Genomic DNA, 23159 nt, shown 5'->3' on the forward strand with positions numbered 1-23159 from the left:
ACTTAGTCATTAATATTTTCCACTCAATCTGGAAATGGGTTCATAACAGAAGCAGTCGGTTTCATGATCATTAACCATCCCGACAGCCTGCATAAAGGCATAGCATATCGTTTGACCAACAAATTTGAACCCGCGTTTTTTCAAGTCCTTACTCATTTTCACAGACTCTTCCGTAAAAGCAGGGATATGGTCATGTGCCTTGTAATGATGAATGATCGGATTTCCCTCTGTAAAAGACCAAATATAATCACTGAATGACTTTTCTTTTTCAATTTCAAGGTACCCTTTGGCATTCACTATAATAGCTTGGATTTTTAGGCGGTTACGGATGATCCCGCTATTACTCATTAACTGTTCCTGTTTTTCTCTAGAAAAAAGCGAAACCTGTTTTGGGTCAAATCCGGCAAAGGCCTTGCGATAACTTTCGCGACGTTTCAGGATCGTAATCCAGCTCAGTCCCGCCTGCATCCCTTCAAGGCAGAGCATTTCAAAAAGCGCTTTGGAATCGTGTAAGGGTCTTCCCCATTCGGTGTCATGATAGGCCAAATAAACCGGATCTTTCGTATTCCAGTTGCATCTGCGTGGTTCAATTTTACTTTCGAGGTGATTCATTGATTCACGTCCTTTTATTTTACACTCAAGTAACCCAATTGAAATTTATTCAATAATTTCAGTTTTGAAGATCGCCTTCATCTGATTCAGAAACATGGCATGCTGGCTGGTGAATGTCGCCATTCCTTGATTATAGGCGATTGTTTTATATCCCCGAGAATATGCTCCGTACGCTGTCAGAAAATCACATATATCTGTGCATACCCCTGTCAGGTGGACCTTTTCAATATGATGTGCTTTCAGGATCTGATCCAAATTTGTTCCGATGAACGCGTCATACTCGGGTTTCGGAACAAAAATGACGCCTTCTTCCTCGCAGTGCGTGTCATACCACTGGCCCAGTTCTCCGTATATCTGTGCCCCCCAGCTGCCTTTCACGTTATGGGGCGGCCACAATTGAAAATGCGGATCATTTTTTTCATGGGCATCCATACAGAAAACCACGAGCTTTTTATCACGGTGAAACTGATCGGCCAAATCAGTGATAAACGGCAAAATCTTCTGGGCAGGCTTTCCCGCAGTCAGTCCGCCTTCATCATCTACAAAGTCATTACTCATATCAATAATCAGCAGAGCTTCATCAGCCATACCGAACACCCCTTTACTTATTTTCTGACCTTACTGTAGCAGGTTTCTGAGCAGATAAAAAGTGACTGCACTCATCGGGCAAATTCATTGCACTCCTTTCGAAATCTGGTATGATAAATTCATTAAACCGATATAAAGAAGGAGTCTGCATCATGAAAGCAATAGAATCTGTAGAAGAGTTTCAAAAAGTAATCAGCGGACCGAAAACAGTCATCATAAAATTTGAGACGACCTGGTGCCCGGACTGCAAACGTTTGAATATGTATGTTGATGACATTGTCAAGGATTTTAAGTTTGAATGGTTTTCCGCGGATCGAGACAAGTTCCCGGATCTTGGGAAGGATTATCAGGTGCTTGGCATTCCGAGTCTTCTCGCATTTAAAAACGGCAAAAAAACGGCCCACCTGAGAGCAGATGATCAATCGCCTGAAGAAATACGTGATTACTTGAAGACCATCGACGCCTAAGAACAGAAAAAATGACCCAAACAAAGGGACCGTTCAGCCATTTACTGAGCGGTCTTTAATTATTAATCATGATTTTATTTTTGGTGTGCGCAATCTGAGTGGCAGTCCGCATAATGAGCGCCTTCGATCTGAATCGTCGAATGTTCCAATTTATATTTTTCAAGAATTTGCTCTACTTTTCTTAGAATATCATCACGATCCGCCTCTTCGGCCACCTTCAGATGGCAGCTTAGCGAATGAAATCCTGAAGTGATTGTCCATACATGAAGATCATGCAGGTCGACGACACCCTTAATGGTGCAGACCTCAAGACGTATTTCGTCCAGATTGAGATAATCCGGTTTACTTTCCATCAAAATATTGACGGATTCTCTGGCCACCTGCCAACCGCTCTTTAATATGATCAGCGAAACAATGATGCTTGCAATCGGATCGGCAAACTGCCAGCCCGTTAAACCGATAATTACTGCTGCTGCAATTGCCCCTACGGAACCCAGCAGATCACCAAGCACATGGATCAACGCGCTGCGAACGTTAAGATTCTCTTTTGCCTCGCCCCGCATTAGTATCCAAGCTACCGCCAAATTAACCAGCATTCCGATTGAAGCGATGACCAACATCTCAGTACTGGCCACCTCTACCGGCCGCGAGAGCCGCAGGAGCGCTTCAATGGTAATCCAGACGGAAATTGCCAGCAGCAAAACGCCATTAAAGAGTGCGGAGAGAATTTCAAATCTTCGGTAGCCAAATGTTTTCTTATTATTTGCGGGCACTCTTGCTCCGACCATCAATGCCGTAAAGCTGAGCCCCAATGAAATCGAATCACTCAGCATATGTCCCGCGTCAGATAACAGTGCCAGACTGTGGCTGTACAGTCCTCCGATGAATTCTACAATCATAAAGCACGTGATCAGAAAAAAACTGGCGAAGAGAGCGCCTTGATTGGCCGAATGGCCGTGATCATGATTTTTGATTCCGGTATCTTTGATACCTTTGGTGAGTTCGGCACTTTCCATGGATGATTCACCCTCGCAATCAATTATACGCATTTAAACTGGTTTATTAAGGCGTATTAGCATTCTAAACATATGAGCAGATATTCATATGTTCAATATGTGGCTTTCTGTCAAAAATGTCAAGGAAAAAATCAGCTTCACAAAGTCCTTTCCGCTTTGTTATACTTTATTCAGATTCCAGTAGGGAGGGAAGTCGCTTTATGCTTTTTTCAAGTATCCACCATTGTGCGATCATCTGTTCCGATTACCATAAGTCCAAACATTTTTATGTTGATCTGCTTGGTTTTACTATTATAAATGAGACTTATCGGGAGGAACGGAAATCATATAAGCTGGATCTGAAAATTGGTAACGCATTTTCAGGACAAATTGAATTATTCTCTTTCCCGGATCCTCCGAAAAGGTTAACCCATCCTGAAGCCTGTGGCCTCAGACATCTGGCGTTTGATGTAACTAATGTCGAAAAGACAACTGAAACATTAAAGCGACTGGGTATTGAAACTGAACCAGTGAGAAAAGATTCATTGACGGGAAAAAGGTTTACTTTTTTCAGGGATCCTGATGATCTTCCAATTGAAATCTATGAAAAATAACAGAGGACGGCATTTACATCACTACGATGTTTAGTGGATGGTAGTATGCGATCCGAATCATTACAGGGAGGATAAAAATGAGTATACATATTGAAGCAGGGCAAGGGGAAATCGCCGACAGCATATTGCTGCCTGGCGATCCGCTGAGGGCTAAATATATTGCAGAAACATATCTTGAAGATCCGGTTCAGTATAATCAGGTTCGCGGCATGCTTGGCTATACCGGATTTTATAAAGGGAAAAAGATATCTGTACAGGGAACCGGCATGGGCATTCCTTCAATCTCCATTTATGTCAATGAATTGATCAGGGACTATGGCGTAAAGAAACTTATACGTGTCGGCACCTGTGGCGGTATCCAAGACGGCATCCACGTTCGCGATGTCATTCTAGCCATGTCAGCAACAACGGATTCAGCGGTTAACCATGCTGTTTTCCCCAATATAGATTTTGCTCCAACCGCTGATTTTGAACTCCTGAAAAAAGCGTACGATATTGGTACGGAACTAGGAGTCTCTCTACGTGCAGGTGGCGTATTGTCAGCGGACGTCTTTTATCGCGACAGTATGGATATCATGAAGAAGTTGGCTGACTACGGCGTCCTCGCTGTTGAAATGGAAACAAGCGCTTTATATACGCTCGCTGCGAAATACGGTGCACAGGCATTAACGATACTTACAGTCAGTGATCATGTGTTTAGCGGGGAAGACACAACAGCTCAGGAGCGGCAGACAACTTTTAATGACATGATCCGGATCGCGCTTAAAACCGCCATTAATTGAATAAAAATTTCCCTAAAAAGATGGGAGGACCAGCCGTTAAAGCTGGTCCTCTTTATTATTATCAGATTTCATTTTAGCAAGAAAGTCATTAAGAATCACACAGTGATTGTTAAGAATATGATCCGGTAGGTCATCGAGTGCCCGGAATTCGAATCTGAGCGATTCTTCGGGGTCCGTCACCAATTTTCCATGATAGTTTTGTGTGTAATAAGCGATCGTAACTGGTTGATACTGATCACCGTTATGAGCAATAGAGAGTCCACGTAATCCAGTATAAACACCCAACAGTTTTAAATTATCAATATGAAGTCCAGTTTCTTCCCGGACTTCACGTTTCGCAGTCTCTTCTGTTGACTCGCCCAGTTCCATCAGTCCGCCAGGAATTCCCCAACAATCTTTCGGAAATCGGCGTTTCTGAAGCAAAATCCGCCCTGCCTCGTCACTTATCAGTGCCGTAGCCCCGACAAGTATCAGAGGTCTGTGTCCCACAAGCCGCCGGATATCTTCAATATATCCCATAATCTCACCCCGATGATAGCAAGTATATCACAGAAATAAATTTCTGATGACTCTTGCACTACGGAGTCTCCCGATTTCAGGCAGTCGCCCTTCTCGGGCTTCGGCTGCGTGCCTGCAGCGCCTTAAGAGCATTAGCCGCCAGCAATCCAATCAGAAGAAATGTAACTTTGCTCAGATACAGATAAGCGGCACCACTGATTAAAGCGGCCAGAATACCAAAGACGATTTGTTCACCGTCTTTGGCTGGAGAAGTTGGCGGATCAGTGAGCATAAAAAATGCAAGGAATAAGGCGGCATTCATATAAGGCATGCGGAGCGCGTATCCCGCCTCGGGAACACCTGCCAGTCCGGCAATCATAAAGAATAAGACGTAGACCGCAAGAAAAGAGAAAACGAGAGGAAATTTATTTATTCTATTCGCCAGATAGAAACCTCCCGCGATCATAAGAACAGCCGTCCAGGCGGGAAGCATCGATAATCCGCTCCACCAGCTCTCCCCGGTAGAAAACAGTGTTGCACTGGCAAGAAGACCGATTGCCGCCGGATTAAAAACAGGCTTTCTCTTGTCCTTGAAAAGATGCTTCATGGCAAGTGCGACAATCGTGGCGAACATCACCAGATACCACGGAACGGCCGACCCTAGTATACCCCCGATAATCAATCCTGTAATGAGCGCTCCATCCGAAAAAAATTTGGGGCGATACATCACATAAGCGATAACAAAATCCATGAACAATCCCGTGCCTACTGAAAGTATAATATTGTTAACTCCTCCGGAACTATTCGGATATGCAAGGCCAATAACAGAAAGTAATAAGATAATAAAAAAGACAATTCCTTTTGGAGATTTAACGAATTTGGTGAAACTAAAGGTATGCTTTTTCTTAGACTGACGTTTCAGCTCGGTTCGTGTTTCCACACGATAATTGCGTGCGGTTTTGGTAGTCGTTCCTAATCCTGCCATGACCATTTCTCCTTAAATTTTTTTGTTGAAACAAATGACATAGATCGGCTGATCATCAAGCAATCGAGATTCATTTTTTCCATCTTCCTAACTCCTGAATCCATTCCCATGACAAATGCCGCTGTTGAAAAAGAGTCGGCCAGCATCGCAAATGGCGCAATCACTGTACAGCTTGCCAGCACATCAGGCGATTGATTTTTATGAGGATCCAGTATATGATTCTCGCCTGGTAAGACAGGGCTCAAACGTTCATAATCTCCTGAAGTACAAATTGCCGCATCGGTGAGACGGATCGTCCCGGCAAGCTCTCTGTTCCGAATGGGATGTCTGATGCCCACGATCCAGGGTTCTCCATTTTCATCAGAACCGGAGGCGTACAGATCTCCCCCCGCGTTGATCAAAAAATTTTTGTAACTGCGCGCATGGAGTTCCTGAGCGGCAAGATCAATCGCCAGCCCTTTTGCCACCGCCCCCAAATCGATGACCATCTGCTTCTTTAATAAAACAGCCTGACGCTTGTCATCAATAATAATGTCACGATAGCTCGTATTTTCAACATCTGCAAATTCAGATGATATTGTTTTACCGGATAAATAATTTTCATTAAAACCCCTTTGTTCCTGTTTTCTTCCTATTGAAGGATCAAAGGCACCGCCCGTTTCGCGCGCTGTTTCAACCGCAAAACGAATGGCTGAATATAAAATCCGGGATACAGATACCCAGACCCCTGTTTGGCTTGAAAGCTTCATTAATTCACTTTCTGGATCAAATCTGGTGCAAATCCGCTCCACCTGATAAAACATTGCGACGGCCTTATCGATCTCCGCGTCAAGATGATCCTTGCTTTCACCGGAAATGATCTGTATCGTTACAACGGTATCCATACAGATAAAACGTTTTTTACAATGCATCGGCATCAGATACCTCCCCTCACCTGGCCGCACAACTCATGCCTTTGCCTGTTGCAATGCCTGAGTCACAGCGGTGACAAAATCATCCGTGCTTTCCGTCGCTCCGGAAACATTATCAACAGAAACATTTTGCCGGGAGACAACCTGCCCGGGCAGTGGATCAATCAGGCTTTGAGGATATGACGTTGTACAATCCGTAATCTGTACATTAGTGATCTTCCCTTGTTTAATAGTCACACTCACCGCAACAGAACCAATTCTGTTCATTCCCTGGCCAGAGAAAGTGCCATCCTTATAACCGGATTTATTCTGCGCCGGCTGACTGGAAGATGCTGTGCTGGAAGAAGCCGTGCTGGAACTTTGGCTGCTCTGATCGGAAGTGTTTGAGCTCGGTTGCGTTTGAACCGGGTTCACGTTTGCCTGAACAGCCGATGAAACAGCAACCGCCTTAGGCTCGGTTACAATATATCCCGCAGTATAAGCAAGTCCGATCGTTGCCGTACACAAGGCGATCCACTTCGGGCTTAGTTTTCCCATAAAATAACCTCCAGTTAAACTGTCTTTTTACTTAACAATCCACAGTCTAGCAACAGAATCTGAAGATTTGCTGAAAAAAGAGCTCCCAGTTCAGGGAGCCCTTCAAGTCTGAATGATTTCGGATATATAGACACTTTACTTACGGCGCAGCTGAATCAATTGATAAACCCGCGTCACAATGACCTTGCAGACAGCGTAAACGGGAATAGCCAGCAACATGCCGATAATTCCCGCCAGGTTACCAGCTACAAGTAAAATACAGATGATGGTCAGCGGATGGACATCCAGCTTTTTCCCCATCACAAAAGGAGAGACCACATTCCCTTCGATTTGCTGAACGACGATCACCCCGACGATGACATAGACAGCCAGAATCGGCTCCTGAATAAAAGCGACAATCACTGCGGGAACGGTCGCTATAAAGGATCCAATGAACGGAATCACGTTGGTAAATAGAATGACGAGTGCCAGAACCAGAGAATAATTAAGCCCAATAATTAAGTACCATATATAAATGAAAACAAAGTCAAAGAGCAAAACGATCATCTGTCCCTGGATATAACCGCTCAACGCCTCATCCATATCCGTCAGAATTTCTTTTGCTTTTTCCCTATGTTCTTCCGGAATAAAATTCATTACTCCGTGAGACATCCTGTCCCCGTCTTTCAGCAGGTAGAATAGAATAAACGGAACCGTCACTATGATCAACATGGTGCCGGTCACAGACTGAGCGATTGACAGAACGTTATTCCCCACAGACGTCACAACTGATGAAAGAGAACTGGAGAACTTACTGGTGATGTCCATATATGAGATACCGTTAAGATTCAGCTTAGAGAACAGTTCACTATTTTGAAAGTTACTGAGTTGATATCCCAACTGATTGATCAGGCCAGGCATGCTTGTAACCAATGACAGAAATTGATTATAAAGAAGCGGCCCGAACCAGAAAATGAGAAAGGCGATGAGCCCGATCGCGATCAGGTAAATGATAAGAATTGCGATAATTTTTGGGATTTTTAAACTGACGAGTCCCCTCACCAAAGGCCTCAAAAGATAATAGAGCAATCCGGAGATTATCAGCGGCGCCGCGAGTGAGGTAAACAGAACACCGATCGGGCTGAGTATAAAGGTCAGTTTTGAACCAACAAGCAAGATCACAAAAGTGATTAAAACCCAAACGGCAAAACGAAAATACCTTGATTTCGGCATGACAATTCCCCTTAAGCATGGATACAATATTAGTTCTGTTCAATAAAATTCTAATACATTAATAGCCATCTGCCAATTAACTAACTTATATTAATTGTAACCTTTTTACTGGAGAATATAACAGAAAAGCAGACTGACACTATTTGGATTCGGGTTCATTAAAAAAAATTCCGGATATATTATCCGGAACGAACCGTTCGCCTATGTTTCATCTTTTTTATTAAGATTAGAGTACGAGTTTAAGAGGGGCTTCCAGATTGGCCTTAACTGCCACAAGAAAGGCCGCAGCAGGAGCGCCGTCAATTGCCCGATGATCAAAAGTCAGGCTTAGCGGGAGCAGACTTCTTCTCTGCAGCTCGTCTCCGGTATAAACCGGTCGGTCACTGATTGTCCCAACACCGAGAATACCAATTTCTGGTGGGTTGAGGACCGGAGTGAAGAAACCAATCCCATAGGTTCCAAGTGAAGTTATTGAGAACGTTGACCCGCTGAGCTGAAGCGTGTCAAGACTACCCTTTCGAGCTGCCTGACTCGCTCTACGAATTTCCCGTGAGATAGCGCTTAATGTTTTCTTGCCCGCATCTCTTATGACAGGTACAACTAAGCCTTCACTAAGAGCCACGGCGACCCCTAGATGAACATCATTAAATGTTGTAATCGAATCATCCTGATAAACCGCGTTCATTTCCTTATGATCAAGCAGGGCATTGACCACTGCCTTGGCAATGAAATCAGTAATCGTCAGTCTAACTTCATCATTGATCACATATGCTTCTCTGGCTTTTTTCTGGAAGTCGATTAGATCAGTGACGTCCGCCGTTGTCTGCAACGTCAGCTGAGCGGTCTTCTGAAGGCTTTCAAGCATGTGCTGAGCAATCACTTTTCTCATGCCGGTCACTTTTTTTGTTGTACCGCCAATTAGAGGCGCGTTCCCAATTTCTTGGACGGAAGGCTGAGAAATCGCGGCTGGCTGACGCTTCATTTCTTCAATTACCGCTGCCACATCAATTTTTGTAATTCTGCCTGCGGGACCGGTGCCGGCTACTTTGTTCAGATCCACGTTTCCCGTTTTTGCCAGTTTTCTTGCCGCAGGTGAAACACGCAGACGCGGTTGGTCTTTTTCAGACAGATCTGGTAGAGAAGGACTTACAACCACATTTGAAACGGTTTCCTTTGTCATTATAGAAGCCTCAGGGGATCCAGCAGATTCGTGACCGACAGACTCCCCCTCTACCCCAATGTATCCGAGCGCCTGCCCAATGGGCACAACCGCATCCACGTCGGCCTCAATATCGATCAGGACTCCGTCTTCAGGTGCTTCAAGATCCTTCTCAATTTTGTCCGAACTGATAGAAACCACCGATTCTCCCTTTTTAACTGAATCACCCGTGCGTTTCAGCCACTCTACAACTGTTCCTTCTTCCATTCCCATGCCCATTTTGGGCATAATTATTTCCGTCGCCATCTTGGCCCACTCCTTTCTGATCAAAAGGAGGAAAACACAGAAGCTGTGCCCTCCTTTATTAAATCAAACTAATCTTTAATTTCATGCCGTTGTAAAAACTTTATCACCGACCATCAAACTGAACGCGTTGATGATTTTTTCCGGTGAAGGCATATAGAGCTTTTCCAGAGGAGGAGAGAATGGAACGGGACTGTGCGGTGCTGTCACCCTTTTGATTGGGGCATCCAGATAATCAAATGCTTTGTCGCCTACAATCGCTGCAATGTCTGTCGCCGCGCTGCATCTTGGATAAGCCTCGTCAACAATGATAAGGCGTCCTGTTTTCTTTACAGAGTTAATAATTGTCTCTTCATCCAAAGGCGAAAGCGTTCTTGGATCAATGACTTCTGTTTCAAATCCCTTTTTCGCCAGTTGGTCAGCGGCCTTTAATGCCGTCAGTACCTGTTTGCCTATACCCACTATGGTCAGGTCACTACCTGCCCGTTTAATTTCAGCTTTGCCAAAAGGAATCGTGTAAAAGCCTTCTTCGACTTCTCCCTTCATTCCGTAAAGTGTTTTATCTTCAAAAACAATGACTGGATCATCATCAAAAACCGCGTTAAGAAGCAAACCTTTCATATCAGACGGATTGCTTGGAACAACAACCTTCAGTCCCGGTATATGTGTGAACAGTGCGTAAAGGCTTTGTGAATGCTGCGCCGCCGCATTGAATCCGGCTCCGTCAATCGTTCTGATAGTTAATGGGACTTTCGCTTTCCCGCCGAACATGTAATGGAATTTAGCAGCCTGATTCATAACCTCATCCAGACAGCTTCCGATGAAATCATTAAACATGAGTTCTGAAATTGGCCGCAATCCCGTTGCGGCGGCTGAGACAGCAGCCCCCATATACCCCGCTTCGGCAATAGGTGTATCAATGACCCTGCCGCGCCCGAATTCTTCTACAATCCCTTTAGTCACACCGAAAACACCACCCCAGGCGCCCTGGTCCTGTAAATGATCAACTTCAGCGCCTCCGGCCACGTCCTCTCCGATTAAGATAACGTTTTCATCTTTACGCATGGCCAGCCGAATTGCGTCATTAATCGCATCTGAATAAGACATTTTTATTGTCATGAATATTCACCTCCGGATTTTTTCGGATGGAAATCAATAGGAGACATAGACATCTGTCGTTACTTGCGACGCGTCAGGAAACGGACTTTCTTCAGCAAATTTGATCGCATGATCTATTTCAGCTTTGACCAAAGCATCAATGGTCTTGATCTCATCTTCGCCAAGCAGTCGATTTGATTTTGCGTAGTTCTGGAATCTCAGAATCGCGTCATCTTCATTAAGTGCCCGGTCCTGGACATCCTTATCTTTATAAGTTTGAGTGTCTCCCTCGAAATGCCCGTAATCACGATAAGTCAGACACTCCAGGATGGTGGGCCCTTCGCCTCTTCTCGCGCGTGCCACAGCATTTCCCGCTGCTTCGTACACTGAGGGAAGATCACGGCCGTCCACGGTTTCACCGACAATTTTATAAGCTTTCGCGTACTCAGAGATCCTGTCCGTTGCCGCGGCATAGTCAAAAGTGGAGGCCTCTCCAAATCCGTTGTTTTCGCAGACAAAAAGAACAGGCAGTTTCCAAATAGCTGCCATATTCACCGCTTCATGAAATGTACCGTGGTTGCTCGCTCCGTCACCGAAGAAGCAAACAGCTACGTCATCCGTTTTCTTAACCTTGGCTGTCAATCCGGCACCGATTGCAAGCGGCAAACCAGCTCCTACAATACCATTTGCTCCAAGCATTCCTTTTGAAACGTCGGCAATATGCATTGACCCCCCCTTTCCCTTACACAGTCCTGTTGAACGGCCGAATATTTCCGCCATCATTCCATCTATGTCACAACCTTTTGCGATACAATGCCCGTGTCCGCGGTGGGTGCTTGTGATACTGTCTTTGTCTGTCAGATGGGCACAGACTCCCACCGCAACAGCTTCTTCACCGGCGTAAAGATGCACAAATCCCGGAATTTCTCCCTTTTCAAAGATTTCATGGACTGCGTTTTCAAACTGCCGGATCTCCTGCATTTTTTGATAGATCCAACTTGCCTTAAGAGCGGTCATGTCTTTTGCGGATGCTTTTTTTTCAGCTTGCATTCTGACTCCTCCCGTCTTATGTGCCTGCATATAAAAAATAAACATGTAAGCGTTTTCTTACACGTTTATGATAGCCTATTCCTATCAATATTGCAAAGCATATCCGGCCGGTACCCATCAGTTATTTGAGCGTGAACCATCGTCCACTGATTTTCTCAACGGCCCATGGCCAAAGCTGATACAGCCAGGCACCGACCCCCATATACCAAGGTAGATTTATTTCCCTTTTTTTTCTGATGACAGCCTCAAGGATTCTTTCTGCAACGTAACGTGCATCAAGCATGAACCGACCGATATTTGCCGTATAGACTCCATCCGGGTCTGCAACTTTAAAGAAGGGCGTTCGAATAGGCCCGGGATTGATTACTGTGACAAAGACACCGTTCTGTTCCATTTCAAGCCTCAGACCATTTGAAAAACCAATCACGGCATTTTTTGAGGCTGAATAAACTGCAGATTTTGGTGTAGCTATCTTTCCAGCAATCGAAGCGATGTTCACAATTTGGCCGTGTCCCCTGCTGATCATCTGCGGGAGCACAGCCTGAGTACAGGCAATGAGACCGATGACGTTAACTTCAAACATATTCTTTATATCATCCGTTTTGGAGGAAACGACGTACTCAAATTTTCCGAAACCCGCGCAGTTAATCAGTACATCGATTCTTTGATATTTTGCGATTATTTTACCAAATACGCTGGCTACCTGATCTGTGTCGCCCACATCAAGGCAAAAACAATCTGAACGGCCATTTGACTTTTCAATTTCCTTTTTAAGACCGTCAAGCTTTTCCCTGTTTCTTGCGAGGAGGATCGTCAACGCTCCTTTTTCTGAGAAAAGAAGCGCCGTTTCCCTTCCCAACCCGCTTGAAGCGCCTGTAATGACTATAATACTGTCTTTGAACATTCTTCCACATCCTCTAATTAATAATTGGAATGTCCCGTCATCATAACTGACCTAATTATAGAGGAACTTGTAAATAAAATGTATCGAAAAATAGTGCAGATAATTGTAAATATAAATGAACTTCTGTATAAAATTAACATAAAAAAGTGTACAAAATGTATCTTTTTGGAAAGGCTTTCAAAAATAAAAGAATATTTTTAATATTTTGTTGTAACTTTTACTAACATGATATGTTATAATTATGGCATCTTAGATGAGGGGAGCAATAGATAAATGAAGGATCTGTCGTTAAGCGCAGACACACTATGGATTTTGATTGCAGCAATTTTAGTTCTTTTAATGCAGGCTGGGTTTGCTTTTCTTGAATCTGGATCGCTGCGCGCGAAAAATGCCGGTCATATTACTGGCAAGCAAATCATCACTCTTGCAGTAGCATCCATCGTCTACTGGGCAGTCGGTTACGGTATTGAATTTGGTACCGGCAGCAAAATTATTGGCTTGAACCAATTTTTCATCGGTGGCGTGACAAACGGTCATGATTCAGCTTTCTGGCTGTTCCAGATGGCTTTCGCAGCTGTTTCTCTGGCTATCGCCTGGGGTGGTTTTGCTGAACGCGCCAAGCTTTCCGTTTATTTCATTTTCGGAACAGTTTTCGTCGCTATTATTTATCCTGTTGTCGGCCACTGGGTTTGGAACGCTGATGGCTGGCTCGGTCTCAATGGTTGGCAGATGCAGGACTTTGCCGGCTCAACAGTCGTTCACCTCCAAGGTGCTACTGCGGCTCTGATCGGTACTCTGCTTCTTGGCCACAGAATCGGCAAGTTCGTGGATGGAAAACCAAAAGCACTTCCCGCACATAATATTCCTTTTGTTTACTTAGGTACCTTCATTCTGTGGATCGGCTGGTTCGGATTCAACGCCGGCAGTACTGTCAGTGTAGGCAACGGCCAGTTCTTTGGCTATGTCGCTCTGACCACAAACCTCGCAGCAGCTGCAGGCGCTCTTGGGGCACTGTTCACTGCTATGATCCTTTCCAAAAAAGCAGACATCGGCGCAATGTGCAACGGTGTCCTCGCGGCATTGGTTGCGATCACCGCTTCCTGTGCTTTCGTTGAACCATGGGCAGCCATCGTTATTGGCGCTGTAGCCGGTGGATTTACTTACTGGACCGCCCTCTTCTTCGAAGCCAAGGGGCTTGATGATCCGATCTACGCAGTTTCTGTTCACGGCGTTGCCGGTGTCATCGGAACCATTTCCACCGGATTCCTTGCAGCACCTGCTCTGGTTAAAATGGCTGGTGTCGGCAAGCCGGGTCTCTTCTATGGTGGCGGCTGGCATCAGCTTGGCGTTCAGGTGACTGGCGTACTGGCTGCATTCGCTTTTGTTGCGGTCGCATCTCTGATTGTTCTTGGTATCATCAAAGCAACCATTGGACTCCGCGTTTCTGCTGAAGCTGAGGAAGCTGGTCTTGATGTCAGCGAACACGGCGCACCAGGCTATGATCTTTCGAAATAATTAATAAAATATCCCAGTTAATCAAAAAGATTCCTCACTATTGAGGAATCTTTTTTTTATCTCATTTTTACTAGAAAAAAACACTTCCAGAATATATTTAGTCTTTCGATTGCCGTACTAAATGAAAAACAGAAAAATCACTAGCCAGATTGCTTTGAGGAAAAATCTGTTTTGCCTCTGCAAGTAGTGCCAGCTGATCCGCTTTTTGATATCTTGAACTCAGATGGGTCAATATCAGTTTCTTTACATTCGCTTTTTTAGCGATTTCTGCGGCCTGAACCGAAGTTGAATGATGATAGTCATGGGCTAATTTCAAGGCATTATTTCTAAATGTCGATTCATGCACAAGAAGATCGGCCTGATCTGCCAGTCTCAAAGCCGAGGCGCAAGGCCGTGTATCGCCGATGATGGCAGTGCGTCTGCCTTTTCTTTTCTGACTTAAAAAATCGGAGGTCTTTAGTTGACGGCCATCTGGAAGAGTCACCCATTCCTTTGATTTGAATTCCCCATATATTGGCCCTGGTTCAACGCCATTCATTCTCAATTTGTCTACGAGCAGCTCGCCAGGAATATCCTTTTCAGTGATCCGGTAACCAAATGATTGAATCCCATGATCAAGCTCGGCAGTTTCCACTTGAAAGTGATCATTTTCGTAAACCGGGCCGTTCTGTCCAATTTCCCTGATTTCAATCGGGTAGTGAAGATGGGTTCCTGACAACTTCAGCGATGTTTCCACATATTCCCGGAGTCCGACCGGCCCGATCAGAGTCAGCAGAGTCTCGGCTCCCTGAAATGAGCGGCTTCCCAGTATACCCGGAAGGCCGAATAGATGGTCCCCATGAAGATGTGTCACAAAGATCGCCGTCAACTTTGTCATCCTGACAGAAGTATAAAGTATTTGACGTTGAGTGCCCTCACCGCAGTCAAAAAGCCATAGATCACCGTCATATTCCGGAAATCCCATGGCAAGTGAGGTTACATTCCTTTCTTTTGCGGGCATTCCCGCCCCTGTTCCAAGAAAAGTAAAATCCATTCTATCCACCCTTTGCTAAATCATCGAATCTATCTTTATTATTTTCGCTCATTCTCCGACGAACCCAGACGCTTTTCTTCAAACAGCGCAGCTGCCGGTTTTAAGGCACCATCCCCAAACTGTTCGTTTAGCTGATCCACCAGATTGATTAATGGCTCCTTTACAGCATCTCGCTCATATGAAAACAGATCAAGCTGTTTGGTAGAGGCGCCAACAGTCTGAAAAGCGGACAAGGTTATTCCAAGAAGGCGTACTGCTTCCCCACTCCAGTTTTTTTTGAAAACCTTCAATGCATTATTTTTAATTTCTTCCTGCGAATATAAAGGCTGAACTGTTGAAAGATGACGGGTCACCGTTTTCCAGTCCTGGTAACGGATCATAACAGTTAATTCATAACTGACAACATGCTCTCTCCTGATCTTTTCAGCAATTTTTTTTGACAGACGATCGAATGTTTCAGAGATGATACTCAGAGAGATTGTATCCCTTGTCAGTGTCACCGAATGTCCGATACTTTTATAACTGTTCCAGGCATCCGGATCCACCGGTCGGTCATCGATTCCGTTAGCATGTTCAAACAGCCGCTTTCCGAAAATCCCGAAACGAGCTGCGATTTTCTTTGAATCAGAGGCAGCCAGATCGCCAATCGTTACAACGCCCATAGCTTTCAACTGTTCTTCAGTTTTCGGACCGATGCCATGCATCTGTCCGATTGGCATCGGCCACAGTATCTCCTTTAGCTCACGTTTCCGGAGAATCGTAATTCCGAGCGGTTTTTTCATATTTGACGCCATTTTTGCCAGAAATTTATTCGGTGCGATACCGATACTGCAGGGCAACCCCAGATCATGCTTGATTTGAAGCTGTATTTTCTGAGCAACTTCCGGTCCGCGGGTATTCTTCAACTGATCACTCATATCCAGGTATCCCTCATCAATCGAAGCTTTTTCAACCAAAGGTGTATATTGACCGAGCAGCTGAAACAACCTCTCAGACATCGCTCTATACTGCACGAAATCAGGGTGCTTGACGATAAGGCCCGGACATCTTTTCATTGCTTCTTGAATAGTCATTGTCGTCCGCACGCCCATTTTTCTCGCTTCATAGCTGCTGGTAACAACAATTCCATGCCGTTCTTCCGGTTTTCCGGCAATGGCAAGTGGCTTCCCTTTCCATTCAGGATGTAGTGCAATCTCAACAGAAGCATAAAAACTGTTCATATCAATATGAAAAATGATACGTCCTCTTTTATTAATCTCTCCCAATAGGATCACCTTACCCGGATTGATGACTGTACGACCCTGATCACTTTTTTGACAGGCTGATCAAGGAAAGTACCAATTCACTTGTCTTCACAAGTTCAGTAATCGGCATTCTCTCTTGAGTAGTATGAATCTTCTCATAACCCACTCCGAGGTTAATCGTCTTAATGCCCTTCCCATTGATTACATTTGCGTCGCTCCCGCCGCCGCTGCTCAGCATTTTTGCGGTTCTTCCGACAGACGCTACGGCCTTTTCAGCCAATTGTACAATTTCTTCTGAAGGGTCAAACCGGTAACCCGGATACATAAACTGAATATCAACATTCGCATGACCGCCCATCTCTGAAGCAGTCTGCTCAAATGCGTCTTTCATAAGCCCGACCTGCTGATCTAATTTTGATCTCTCCAGGGAACGTGCCTCAGCAAGAATCCGGACATTGTCGCAAACAATATTAGTCGCCTTTCCACCTTCAAAACTTCCGATATTTGCCGTTGTGCTTTCATCGATCCGGCCGAGCGGCATTCTGGCGATTGCTATCGCCGCCATCGTTATCGCGGATATTCCTTTCTCCGGTGCAATTCCTGCGTGAGCTGTCCTGCCGAACAAATCTACTTTGAACTTTGTCTGATAAGGAGCTGCGATGACAATGTCACCGACCGGTCCGTCACTGTCGAGCTCAAATCCATAATCCGCGTGAATCAGGCTGGTATCCAGCGCCTTTGCCCCAAGCAGGCCTGATTCTTCTCCGATAGTAATGATGATTTGCAGTTCTGCATGCTGAATTTGGTCTTCTTTAACCACGCTGAATGCTTCGATGAGAGCAGAAAGTCCGGCTTTGTCATCTGAGCCGAGAATTGTCGTCCCATCTGAGACAATATTTCCGTCGATAACCGATGGTTTAATTTTCTTTCCGGGAAAAACCGTATCCATATGCGAGCCAAAGAAAATCGGCGTCCCAGTGACATTTCCAGGCAGTGTGCCAATCAGATTATTTGCTCCGTGACCCGTTAATGCCTTTGCATTATCTTCTTTTACATCAAAGCCAAGCTCAGTAAATTTCTCCTTGAGTAACTTTGAAATACTGGCTTCATTTCCTGTTTCGGAATCCACTTCTACCAACTCAAAAAACGTATTAACTAGCCTGTCTTTGTTAATAAGCACAAAAGTCACCCGTTCCTGCCCTATTTAGCTTTTTCCCCACCGGATCCAAACACCGTCAGGAATCTTTAGTTTATTTTATCATAATGTATGCGGAGAAGCAGTGGTTGAAAAGAGAGCAGCGAACCGTATATAATTTAATAGAGTTATTTGTCACATTTAAAGATCTCTGCGGAAGGAGAATTCCTCTAATTGCAAAAGAAGCTTTTCAAAATAGTGATTTATATTATGATTGCCGCTCTTGTCCTCTCCACAGTCGGTGGGTTGATCGCCGCTACAATCGGTGCGTCCGGTTGACGCGCCGTATTAATTTCAATGAACTAAAGCCATGAATCAGACTGACCATGGCTTTAATTTCTCCTATTATTAATTTCCTTTGTTATTCATAATAACCGTTACTGTCGTTCCCAATCCGTCCTTACTGTCGAGCTGGATTATTCCATGATGCACATCCACAATTTTCTTGACAATTGAAAGTCCCAAACCGTTTCCTCCTTCTGTTCTTACACGTGAACGGTCCGCTTTATAAAATCTCTCAAAAAGGTGAATGCGGTCTTCCGGACGTATACCTATGCCGCTGTCCGACACTTCAAAGATAACATTATCTTTCTGACGGTTCAGTTTCACAGTAACTTTACCCTTTTCCGGAGTAAATTTGATGCTGTTCTGAATTAAGTTCATCCATACCTGGTTCATCAGATCCTGATCCGCTTCGAGAATGACCGGATCCAGTTCAATCACCAAATCAAGGTTTTTTTTGCTCCACTGAGGCTCAAGCGCGAGAAGAACCTCCCTGATCTGTCGATCTGCCCTATAGGTTTCTACATGTATCGGGTGCCGGTTATTCTCAAGCACAGTCAGCTTGAGAAGGTTGTCGCTGAGTTTCGATAATCGGTCGCTCTCGGACTGGATGATCTGCAAATAATGCTGGCGTTTTTCTTCAGGTAAATCCGTGCTTTCAAGCGCCTTGGCAAAACCCTTGATTGAGGTCAGCGGAGACTGGATCTCATGCGAAACATTTGAAATAAACTCCTGACGGACACGTTCCAGCTGTCCCAGTTCCTTTGCCATATAATGCACACTGTCCGCCAGTTGTATAAACGGATTTGTCTTAATATTCGGTCCCGGAGGCGAGAATGGCAGATCCAGATCAACCTCAAAATTACCTTTTGCCATCTGGCGCAGAGCCTGGATAATAGCCTGAAAATAGCTTAACCGTTTGGGCTTATGAAAATATCCGATAATATTGCTCAAAATGCCAAATGAGACGACACCCAGGATGGAACTGGCAATGTGCAGTACAAATGGGTTTAGTGACACATGATAGTATCCCGTAATCAAGCTGATCAGAAAATAGAAAAAGATCCAGAAAAGGCTGAGGACAGAAAATATGGAGAAGATGAACAGAGTTATTTTGAGTTGTCTCATTCGCATTCTTCCAATCTGTAGCCCAGACCGCGAACCGTCTTAATTCGAAATCCATATTTCTCACCTGAAAAACGTTCGCGCAGCCTCTTTATATGTACATCCACTGTTCGCTCATCGCCATCATAGTCGTAGCCCCATATATTTTCAATCAGATCATCACGGGTAAAAGTTCTACCGGGTGTTCCACCCAACATAAAAAGCAGTTCAAATTCTTTCATTGGCAATCTCATCTGCTCAGCCCCTGAAATGATTTCATATGACTTTCGGTCGAGTCGGAGCTTTCCAATATGAATGGTTTGTGAGGCGGAAATTTGGTATCGCTTCAGCAAAGCCTTAACACGTACGACAAGTTCAATCGGTTCAAATGGTTTGACGAGATAATCATCAGCTCCTAATTCGAAACCTTTAACCTTCTGCATCGTTTCACCCTTCGCCGTCAGCATCAGAATAGGAAGTTGCCCGTATGATTCCCTGACTTTTCTGCAGAAGGTCCATCCATCCATTTCCGGCATCATAATATCCAGTACGATCAATGCAATTTGCTCCTGACTCAGAAGATCGAGTGCGACACTGCCATCAGAAGCTTCAATACACGACAATCCCTCTTTTTGTAGAAAAACGGTAACAAGCTCACGGATATTAGGGTCATCGTCGACAATCAGAATACTGTTCATGATATTCATCTTCCCTTTCAGATACTGGTATCATTATAACCGTTCAATATGAACAGATCATGAATGAACAGTTCATCAACTCGTTCACCATGAGCGGAAGAGGCAACAGAGTCAGTAACTGCGGAATGAGCGGATTTGTGAGCAGTCGAAAGTTACCGATGCCAATTAAATCCTGCAGGCAGGCATTGGGATTAAAACAAACATTAGATTTATCTCATAATTAATTAATGGACCCCTCATTAAAGTCCAATGACAAATTAAGCGGCAGCTTGTAGACTGAGAGAGTTATTGCAGTTGGTGTAATAAAAGATATTGGACCGGGTGGGGTTGTTATCAATGAAGACTTTCAGTCAATTAAAGATAAATCTGTTTTTTATCATTGGAAGTATTGCACTGCTTTTATTTACTTTGGAAAGCGTCACAATTGCTCAGAATGTCCACAGAATCGGAAATGTCGATTTTTATTTGATACAGGCGCTTCAGGCCCAGATTAGTCCTCCGAATACCAGTCTAATGATCTCTGCAACTCAGATGGGTAGTCCGGCTATCATAGTATTGCTTTCCGTTCTTCTAGTTATATTCCTGTTTCAAAATAAGCACTATGGGGCGGCAGTCTGGTACACCTTTACTCTGATTCTCGGAGCAGCGATTATCAATCCAATACTGAAAACAATCATCGGACGCCCCCGTCCGATGATTCACCGGATTATATCCGAAACGGGATTCAGTTATCCGAGTGGTCATTCCGTCGCTGCGACACTATTCTATGGCACGCTGGCAGCTCTGACCGTCATTTATTTGAAAAAAGTTTACCTTCAGCTTCTAATAATCATTCCAGCGATCTGTATCATTTGTCTTGTTATGGTTTCAAGAATTTATTTAGGCGTGCATTACCCAAGTGATGTGGTCGCCGGTGGACTGCTGGGAGGAGCGATCATTTGTTTTTCAGGTGGATTTTTTTTATTGTACGGTGATGCACTCCAGAGACAAATAGTTTCCCGTTTCGTAAAGAACAAACATACAAATCAGTCCCGGGGAAACCAAAATGATTTAACTCATGACAGATAATAGCAATCATTGTATTTAAAATCATCTTGAGCTCTTGCGATCCGTATGTACTTTATACTATAATTTCAGAGCGAATCTTGATTATCGAAAATTTCAGTTTGTGTTCATTTTAAAATTGTACAATAAACTAGCTTTGGCAAATAACTTATTTTTTTGGAATGAGGAGTCATCTTGAAACGGCTGTTAAAAAGGCTGGATAGCTGTTTAATTTTAATCGTTTGTCTGTCATTAATCCTAAATCTTTGGGGCATCTGGAACATAAAATTTGTCAACTCCTATTATATGGCCGCAACAGTCAGCATGGTGCAGAATTTCCACAACTTCTTTTTCGCATCTTTTGACCCGGCGGGATTCGTCTCAATAGATAAGCCGCCCCTTGCGTTCTGGATTCAGTCAGCCTTCGCACTGCAGTTCGGTGTCCATGGGTGGAGCGTCATTCTACCACAGGCACTGGCTGGAACGGGTTCGGTGTTACTCATTTATTTTCTTGTGAAACCCTCTTTTGGTGCGTTCAGCGCAAGAATCGCAGCACTGCTGATGGCTGTCACACCAATCGCGGTCGCAGTATCCCGAACAAACAACGTGGATTCTCTATTGGTATTGGTTTTACTCATTGGCACTCTTTTTCTCTTCAAATCTGTCGATCAAAAAAAGTGGAAAAATGTGTGGCTGATGCTTGCTTTCGCATTTATAGGCATTGGCTTTAACATCAAAATGCTGGAAGCCTATTTGATTTTGCCTGCATTTGTCTTTTTTTACCTGATTTCTTCGAAAGAACTTTTCAGAAAAAAACTGCTTAACCTCTTTTTTGCCGTCTGCCTGATGATGGCCATCTCTCTTTCATGGGCGTTCACTGTCGATTCATTTTCAAAGCAGGCACGTCCCTATGTCGGGAGTAGTACGAGCAACTCTGTCACGGAGCTGGCATTCGGGTATAATGGCACGCAAAGGTTAATGGGTCAATCTACCGGACTTTCAGGTGAACGAGAGGCGGAAAGCCCTCAAAAGTCCAATTTTCTAGCTGGACTGACGCGACTGTTCCGGGTAGGCTACGGAACCCAAATCAGCTGGTTTCTTCCATTTGCACTGCTCAGCATTCCGGCGATCTTTTTCATATTAAGAAAAAAGGCACCAAAATCATGGTATAAAGAAAGAATGGGGAGAGAATCTCTTTTTTGGGTCGCTTGTTTCATGCCCGCTTTAATTGTTTTCAGCTTTGCTGGATTCTTCCATCGCTACTATTTTATAATGCTTGCGCCTTCGATTGCTGTCCTGTGTGGAATCGGCTGGCCTGCCATGCTTCAGCGATTCAACAGTCGCGCAGGGCTTAGACCGTATATTTTCCCATTGGCTTTGATGTCGACCCTCACCCTCCAATCTGTTTATGTGGGTTACTATAATGTCCCGTTAGGGTTTCTTCTTGCCTTAACAGGGTTCATTTTATTCAACTACATTTTCTTCAAGAACGAAAAAAAGATTCACTATCATTCAAAACCGAGCAATCATTTTTTTGGGAAAATGGCTGTCCTGGCTCTGCTTATCTCCGCACCGCTTTACTGGTCGCTGACCCCTATGATATTCGGAGGAAACAACACTTTACCTGAAGCAGGGCCTCAGCTGGCAAACCCAAACAGAGCAGGTGAAGTGCCTCAGGCATCCGCCAACGGACAATTGATTCATTATTTATCCACCCATCAGTCGGAGGGCACGTTTCTTTTCGGAACGATTGACGCGCCTACCGCGGCACCATATATCATCAAAACGGGAAAACCAGTGATGGCGATCGGAGGATTTAACGGCACAGACCCGATATTAAAGCCTGAACAACTCGAAGATTTCGTTAAGGAGGGAAAGATTCATTATTTTTATTTTCCTTCAAACATACCTGCTGCTAACTCATCTGTTGCCAAATGGATCAGGGACCATGGAAAACTGATTGACTCTAGTCAATGGGCAGGCGTTTCAGCTCATGAAGTTAAGGGTACGGGTAATCGAAATTCAACTCATACTGTTCCTGGGAAGCTATATGAGTTGAACACCCTCTATCTCTCCGAACGATAATCCAAATTATTAAAATCGCTGGGAAATTGACAGGCATAGTAAATGGGCGGTGTATTTGTTAATTTTGAATACTAGTCCCAATAAATTTTTACTGGCCTAATTAGTGAATCATTTAAACCTGAATTCCCGGAATTTATAACGATGGATAACTTACACCGAGAGCATCATAGAGCGCCTTTTGCTTCTTTGTGAGTTCACCCAGTACCCGTCCGTGATCCGGAGCTTCGAAGCATTCGATGGTGTC

The 23159-nt window shown here is 44.4% G+C and carries 24 protein-coding genes; 7 read left to right on the forward strand and 17 right to left on the reverse strand.

The features are described from left to right. Positions 1-9: 9 nt before the first annotated feature. Together E4665_RS09520 and E4665_RS09525 are read right to left on the reverse strand one after the other, a co-directional pair. Positions 10-612, reverse strand: a complete 603-nt coding sequence (locus tag E4665_RS09520) for a DNA-3-methyladenine glycosylase I (protein WP_135348562.1) — start codon at positions 610-612, stop codon at positions 10-12. Positions 613-657: 45 nt separating this feature from the next. Next, positions 658-1200 carry a cysteine hydrolase family protein gene (locus E4665_RS09525; protein WP_135348563.1) on the reverse strand — a complete coding sequence of 181 codons (543 nt, stop codon included), beginning with the start codon at positions 1198-1200 and terminating at the stop codon, positions 658-660. A 152-nt stretch (positions 1201-1352) separates the two neighbouring features. Here E4665_RS09525 and E4665_RS09530 point away from each other — a divergent pair, with 152 nt between their 5' ends. Then, positions 1353-1667, forward strand: a complete 315-nt coding sequence (locus E4665_RS09530) for a thioredoxin family protein (RefSeq protein WP_135348564.1) — start codon at positions 1353-1355, stop codon at positions 1665-1667. A gap of 74 nt (positions 1668-1741) precedes the next feature. Here E4665_RS09530 and E4665_RS09535 read toward each other — a convergent pair whose 3' ends face one another. Beyond that, on the reverse strand, positions 1742-2683 hold the full coding sequence (locus tag E4665_RS09535) for a cation diffusion facilitator family transporter (protein WP_135348565.1): 942 nt from the start codon (positions 2681-2683) through the stop codon (positions 1742-1744). Positions 2684-2883: 200 nt separating this feature from the next. On the opposite strand from E4665_RS09535, the gene gloA2 reads away from it, so the two are divergent. After that, positions 2884-3276 carry an SMU1112c/YaeR family gloxylase I-like metalloprotein gene (gloA2, locus tag E4665_RS09540; RefSeq protein ID WP_135348566.1) on the forward strand — a complete coding sequence of 131 codons (393 nt, stop codon included), beginning with the start codon at positions 2884-2886 and terminating at the stop codon, positions 3274-3276. A gap of 77 nt (positions 3277-3353) precedes the next feature. Next, positions 3354-4058: a purine-nucleoside phosphorylase gene (gene deoD / locus E4665_RS09545; RefSeq protein WP_135348567.1), complete on the forward strand. Its 705-nt coding sequence runs from the start codon at positions 3354-3356 to the stop codon at positions 4056-4058. A gap of 36 nt (positions 4059-4094) precedes the next feature. On the opposite strand, the gene E4665_RS09550 is transcribed toward deoD, so the two are convergent. From E4665_RS09550 to E4665_RS09590, 9 genes are all read right to left on the reverse strand, one after another. Beyond that, positions 4095-4577, reverse strand: coding sequence for an NUDIX hydrolase (locus E4665_RS09550; RefSeq protein WP_135348568.1), 483 nt, complete (start codon positions 4575-4577; stop codon positions 4095-4097). A gap of 76 nt (positions 4578-4653) precedes the next feature. Next, the gene (locus E4665_RS09555; RefSeq protein ID WP_135348569.1) at positions 4654-5541 is read right to left on the reverse strand and encodes an RnfABCDGE type electron transport complex subunit D; all 888 of its coding nucleotides are present in this window, start codon (positions 5539-5541) and stop codon (positions 4654-4656) included. Next, a complete protein-coding gene (locus E4665_RS09560; RefSeq protein ID WP_241654780.1) occupies positions 5529-6458 on the reverse strand; it encodes an FAD:protein FMN transferase in 930 nt (309 codons plus the stop codon). Before E4665_RS09560 ends, E4665_RS09555 begins: the two co-directional genes overlap by 13 nt. 30 nt (positions 6459-6488) lie before the next feature. Continuing rightward, the gene (locus E4665_RS09565; RefSeq protein ID WP_135348570.1) at positions 6489-6989 is read right to left on the reverse strand and encodes an FMN-binding protein; all 501 of its coding nucleotides are present in this window, start codon (positions 6987-6989) and stop codon (positions 6489-6491) included. Between the two features lie 135 nt (positions 6990-7124). Continuing rightward, complete coding sequence (locus tag E4665_RS09570) at positions 7125-8201, reverse strand: AI-2E family transporter (RefSeq protein ID WP_135348571.1); 1077 nt, start codon at positions 8199-8201, stop codon at positions 7125-7127. Between the two features lie 226 nt (positions 8202-8427). Further along, on the reverse strand, positions 8428-9666 hold the full coding sequence (locus tag E4665_RS09575; protein WP_135348572.1) for a dihydrolipoamide acetyltransferase family protein: 1239 nt from the start codon (positions 9664-9666) through the stop codon (positions 8428-8430). Positions 9667-9747: 81 nt separating this feature from the next. Beyond that, positions 9748-10782: an alpha-ketoacid dehydrogenase subunit beta gene (locus E4665_RS09580; RefSeq protein WP_135348573.1), complete on the reverse strand. Its 1035-nt coding sequence runs from the start codon at positions 10780-10782 to the stop codon at positions 9748-9750. 33 nt (positions 10783-10815) lie between these two features. Then, on the reverse strand, positions 10816-11811 hold the full coding sequence (locus E4665_RS09585) for a thiamine pyrophosphate-dependent dehydrogenase E1 component subunit alpha (RefSeq protein ID WP_135348574.1): 996 nt from the start codon (positions 11809-11811) through the stop codon (positions 10816-10818). A gap of 121 nt (positions 11812-11932) precedes the next feature. Further along, on the reverse strand, positions 11933-12715 hold the full coding sequence (locus E4665_RS09590; RefSeq protein WP_135348575.1) for an SDR family NAD(P)-dependent oxidoreductase: 783 nt from the start codon (positions 12713-12715) through the stop codon (positions 11933-11935). 273 nt (positions 12716-12988) lie between these two features. Between E4665_RS09590 and E4665_RS09595 the strand changes: the two genes are divergently transcribed. Further along, a complete protein-coding gene (locus tag E4665_RS09595; protein ID WP_135348576.1) occupies positions 12989-14230 on the forward strand; it encodes an ammonium transporter in 1242 nt (413 codons plus the stop codon). A gap of 97 nt (positions 14231-14327) precedes the next feature. On the opposite strand, the gene rnz is transcribed toward E4665_RS09595, so the two are convergent. The 3 genes from rnz to E4665_RS09610 are packed head-to-tail and all read right to left on the reverse strand — an operon-like array spanning position 14328 to position 17687. Next, positions 14328-15263: a ribonuclease Z gene (gene rnz, locus E4665_RS09600; RefSeq protein ID WP_135348577.1), complete on the reverse strand. Its 936-nt coding sequence runs from the start codon at positions 15261-15263 to the stop codon at positions 14328-14330. A gap of 38 nt (positions 15264-15301) precedes the next feature. Continuing rightward, positions 15302-16528: a DNA polymerase IV gene (locus tag E4665_RS09605; protein ID WP_241654782.1), complete on the reverse strand. Its 1227-nt coding sequence runs from the start codon at positions 16526-16528 to the stop codon at positions 15302-15304. A gap of 40 nt (positions 16529-16568) precedes the next feature. Further along, positions 16569-17687 carry a M20/M25/M40 family metallo-hydrolase gene (locus E4665_RS09610; protein WP_135348591.1) on the reverse strand — a complete coding sequence of 373 codons (1119 nt, stop codon included), beginning with the start codon at positions 17685-17687 and terminating at the stop codon, positions 16569-16571. 189 nt (positions 17688-17876) lie between these two features. On the opposite strand from E4665_RS09610, the gene prli42 reads away from it, so the two are divergent. Then, positions 17877-17981 carry a stressosome-associated protein Prli42 gene (prli42, locus tag E4665_RS18135; protein WP_167815174.1) on the forward strand — a complete coding sequence of 35 codons (105 nt, stop codon included), beginning with the start codon at positions 17877-17879 and terminating at the stop codon, positions 17979-17981. A 69-nt stretch (positions 17982-18050) separates the two neighbouring features. On the opposite strand, the gene E4665_RS09615 is transcribed toward prli42, so the two are convergent. Together E4665_RS09615 and E4665_RS09620 are read right to left on the reverse strand one after the other, a co-directional pair. Continuing rightward, entirely contained in the window at positions 18051-19112 is a 1062-nt protein-coding gene (locus tag E4665_RS09615; RefSeq protein ID WP_135348578.1) for a sensor histidine kinase, read from the reverse strand. After that, positions 19109-19786 carry a response regulator transcription factor gene (locus E4665_RS09620; protein ID WP_135348579.1) on the reverse strand — a complete coding sequence of 226 codons (678 nt, stop codon included), beginning with the start codon at positions 19784-19786 and terminating at the stop codon, positions 19109-19111. Before E4665_RS09620 ends, E4665_RS09615 begins: the two co-directional genes overlap by 4 nt. A gap of 336 nt (positions 19787-20122) precedes the next feature. Between E4665_RS09620 and E4665_RS09625 the strand changes: the two genes are divergently transcribed. Both E4665_RS09625 and E4665_RS09630 read left to right on the forward strand, forming a co-directional pair. Then, the gene (locus tag E4665_RS09625; RefSeq protein ID WP_135348580.1) at positions 20123-20854 is read left to right on the forward strand and encodes a phosphatase PAP2 family protein; all 732 of its coding nucleotides are present in this window, start codon (positions 20123-20125) and stop codon (positions 20852-20854) included. 171 nt (positions 20855-21025) lie between these two features. After that, positions 21026-22915: an ArnT family glycosyltransferase gene (locus tag E4665_RS09630; protein ID WP_135348581.1), complete on the forward strand. Its 1890-nt coding sequence runs from the start codon at positions 21026-21028 to the stop codon at positions 22913-22915. The last annotated feature ends 244 nt before the right edge of the window (positions 22916-23159 follow it).

It is taken from the genome of Sporolactobacillus shoreae (genome assembly GCF_004684935.1).
Classification (GTDB): domain Bacteria; phylum Bacillota; class Bacilli; order Bacillales; family Sporolactobacillaceae; genus Sporolactobacillus; species Sporolactobacillus shoreae.

Coding starts and splice junctions, on each gene's coding strand:
- E4665_RS09530 (WP_135348564.1), top strand. CDS start 1,353: ATGAAAGCAATAGAATCTGTAGAAGAGTTTCAAAAAGTAATCAGCGGA.
- E4665_RS09560 (WP_241654780.1), bottom strand. CDS start 6,458: ATGCCGATGCATTGTAAAAAACGTTTTATCTGTATGGATACCGTTGTA.
- rnz (WP_135348577.1), bottom strand. CDS start 15,263: ATGGATTTTACTTTTCTTGGAACAGGGGCGGGAATGCCCGCAAAAGAA.
- E4665_RS09590 (WP_135348575.1), bottom strand. CDS start 12,715: ATGTTCAAAGACAGTATTATAGTCATTACAGGCGCTTCAAGCGGGTTG.
- E4665_RS09615 (WP_135348578.1), bottom strand. CDS start 19,112: ATGAGACAACTCAAAATAACTCTGTTCATCTTCTCCATATTTTCTGTC.
- E4665_RS09555 (WP_135348569.1), bottom strand. CDS start 5,541: ATGGCAGGATTAGGAACGACTACCAAAACCGCACGCAATTATCGTGTG.
- E4665_RS09580 (WP_135348573.1), bottom strand. CDS start 10,782: ATGACAATAAAAATGTCTTATTCAGATGCGATTAATGACGCAATTCGG.
- E4665_RS09620 (WP_135348579.1), bottom strand. CDS start 19,786: ATGAACAGTATTCTGATTGTCGACGATGACCCTAATATCCGTGAGCTT.
- E4665_RS09550 (WP_135348568.1), bottom strand. CDS start 4,577: ATGGGATATATTGAAGATATCCGGCGGCTTGTGGGACACAGACCTCTG.
- E4665_RS09575 (WP_135348572.1), bottom strand. CDS start 9,666: ATGGCGACGGAAATAATTATGCCCAAAATGGGCATGGGAATGGAAGAA.
- E4665_RS09585 (WP_135348574.1), bottom strand. CDS start 11,811: ATGCAAGCTGAAAAAAAAGCATCCGCAAAAGACATGACCGCTCTTAAG.
- E4665_RS09565 (WP_135348570.1), bottom strand. CDS start 6,989: ATGGGAAAACTAAGCCCGAAGTGGATCGCCTTGTGTACGGCAACGATC.
- E4665_RS09520 (WP_135348562.1), bottom strand. CDS start 612: ATGAATCACCTCGAAAGTAAAATTGAACCACGCAGATGCAACTGGAAT.
- E4665_RS09625 (WP_135348580.1), top strand. CDS start 20,123: ATGAAGACTTTCAGTCAATTAAAGATAAATCTGTTTTTTATCATTGGA.
- E4665_RS09535 (WP_135348565.1), bottom strand. CDS start 2,683: ATGGAAAGTGCCGAACTCACCAAAGGTATCAAAGATACCGGAATCAAA.
- deoD (WP_135348567.1), top strand. CDS start 3,354: ATGAGTATACATATTGAAGCAGGGCAAGGGGAAATCGCCGACAGCATA.
- E4665_RS09595 (WP_135348576.1), top strand. CDS start 12,989: ATGAAGGATCTGTCGTTAAGCGCAGACACACTATGGATTTTGATTGCA.
- E4665_RS09525 (WP_135348563.1), bottom strand. CDS start 1,200: ATGGCTGATGAAGCTCTGCTGATTATTGATATGAGTAATGACTTTGTA.
- E4665_RS09570 (WP_135348571.1), bottom strand. CDS start 8,201: ATGCCGAAATCAAGGTATTTTCGTTTTGCCGTTTGGGTTTTAATCACT.
- gloA2 (WP_135348566.1), top strand. CDS start 2,884: ATGCTTTTTTCAAGTATCCACCATTGTGCGATCATCTGTTCCGATTAC.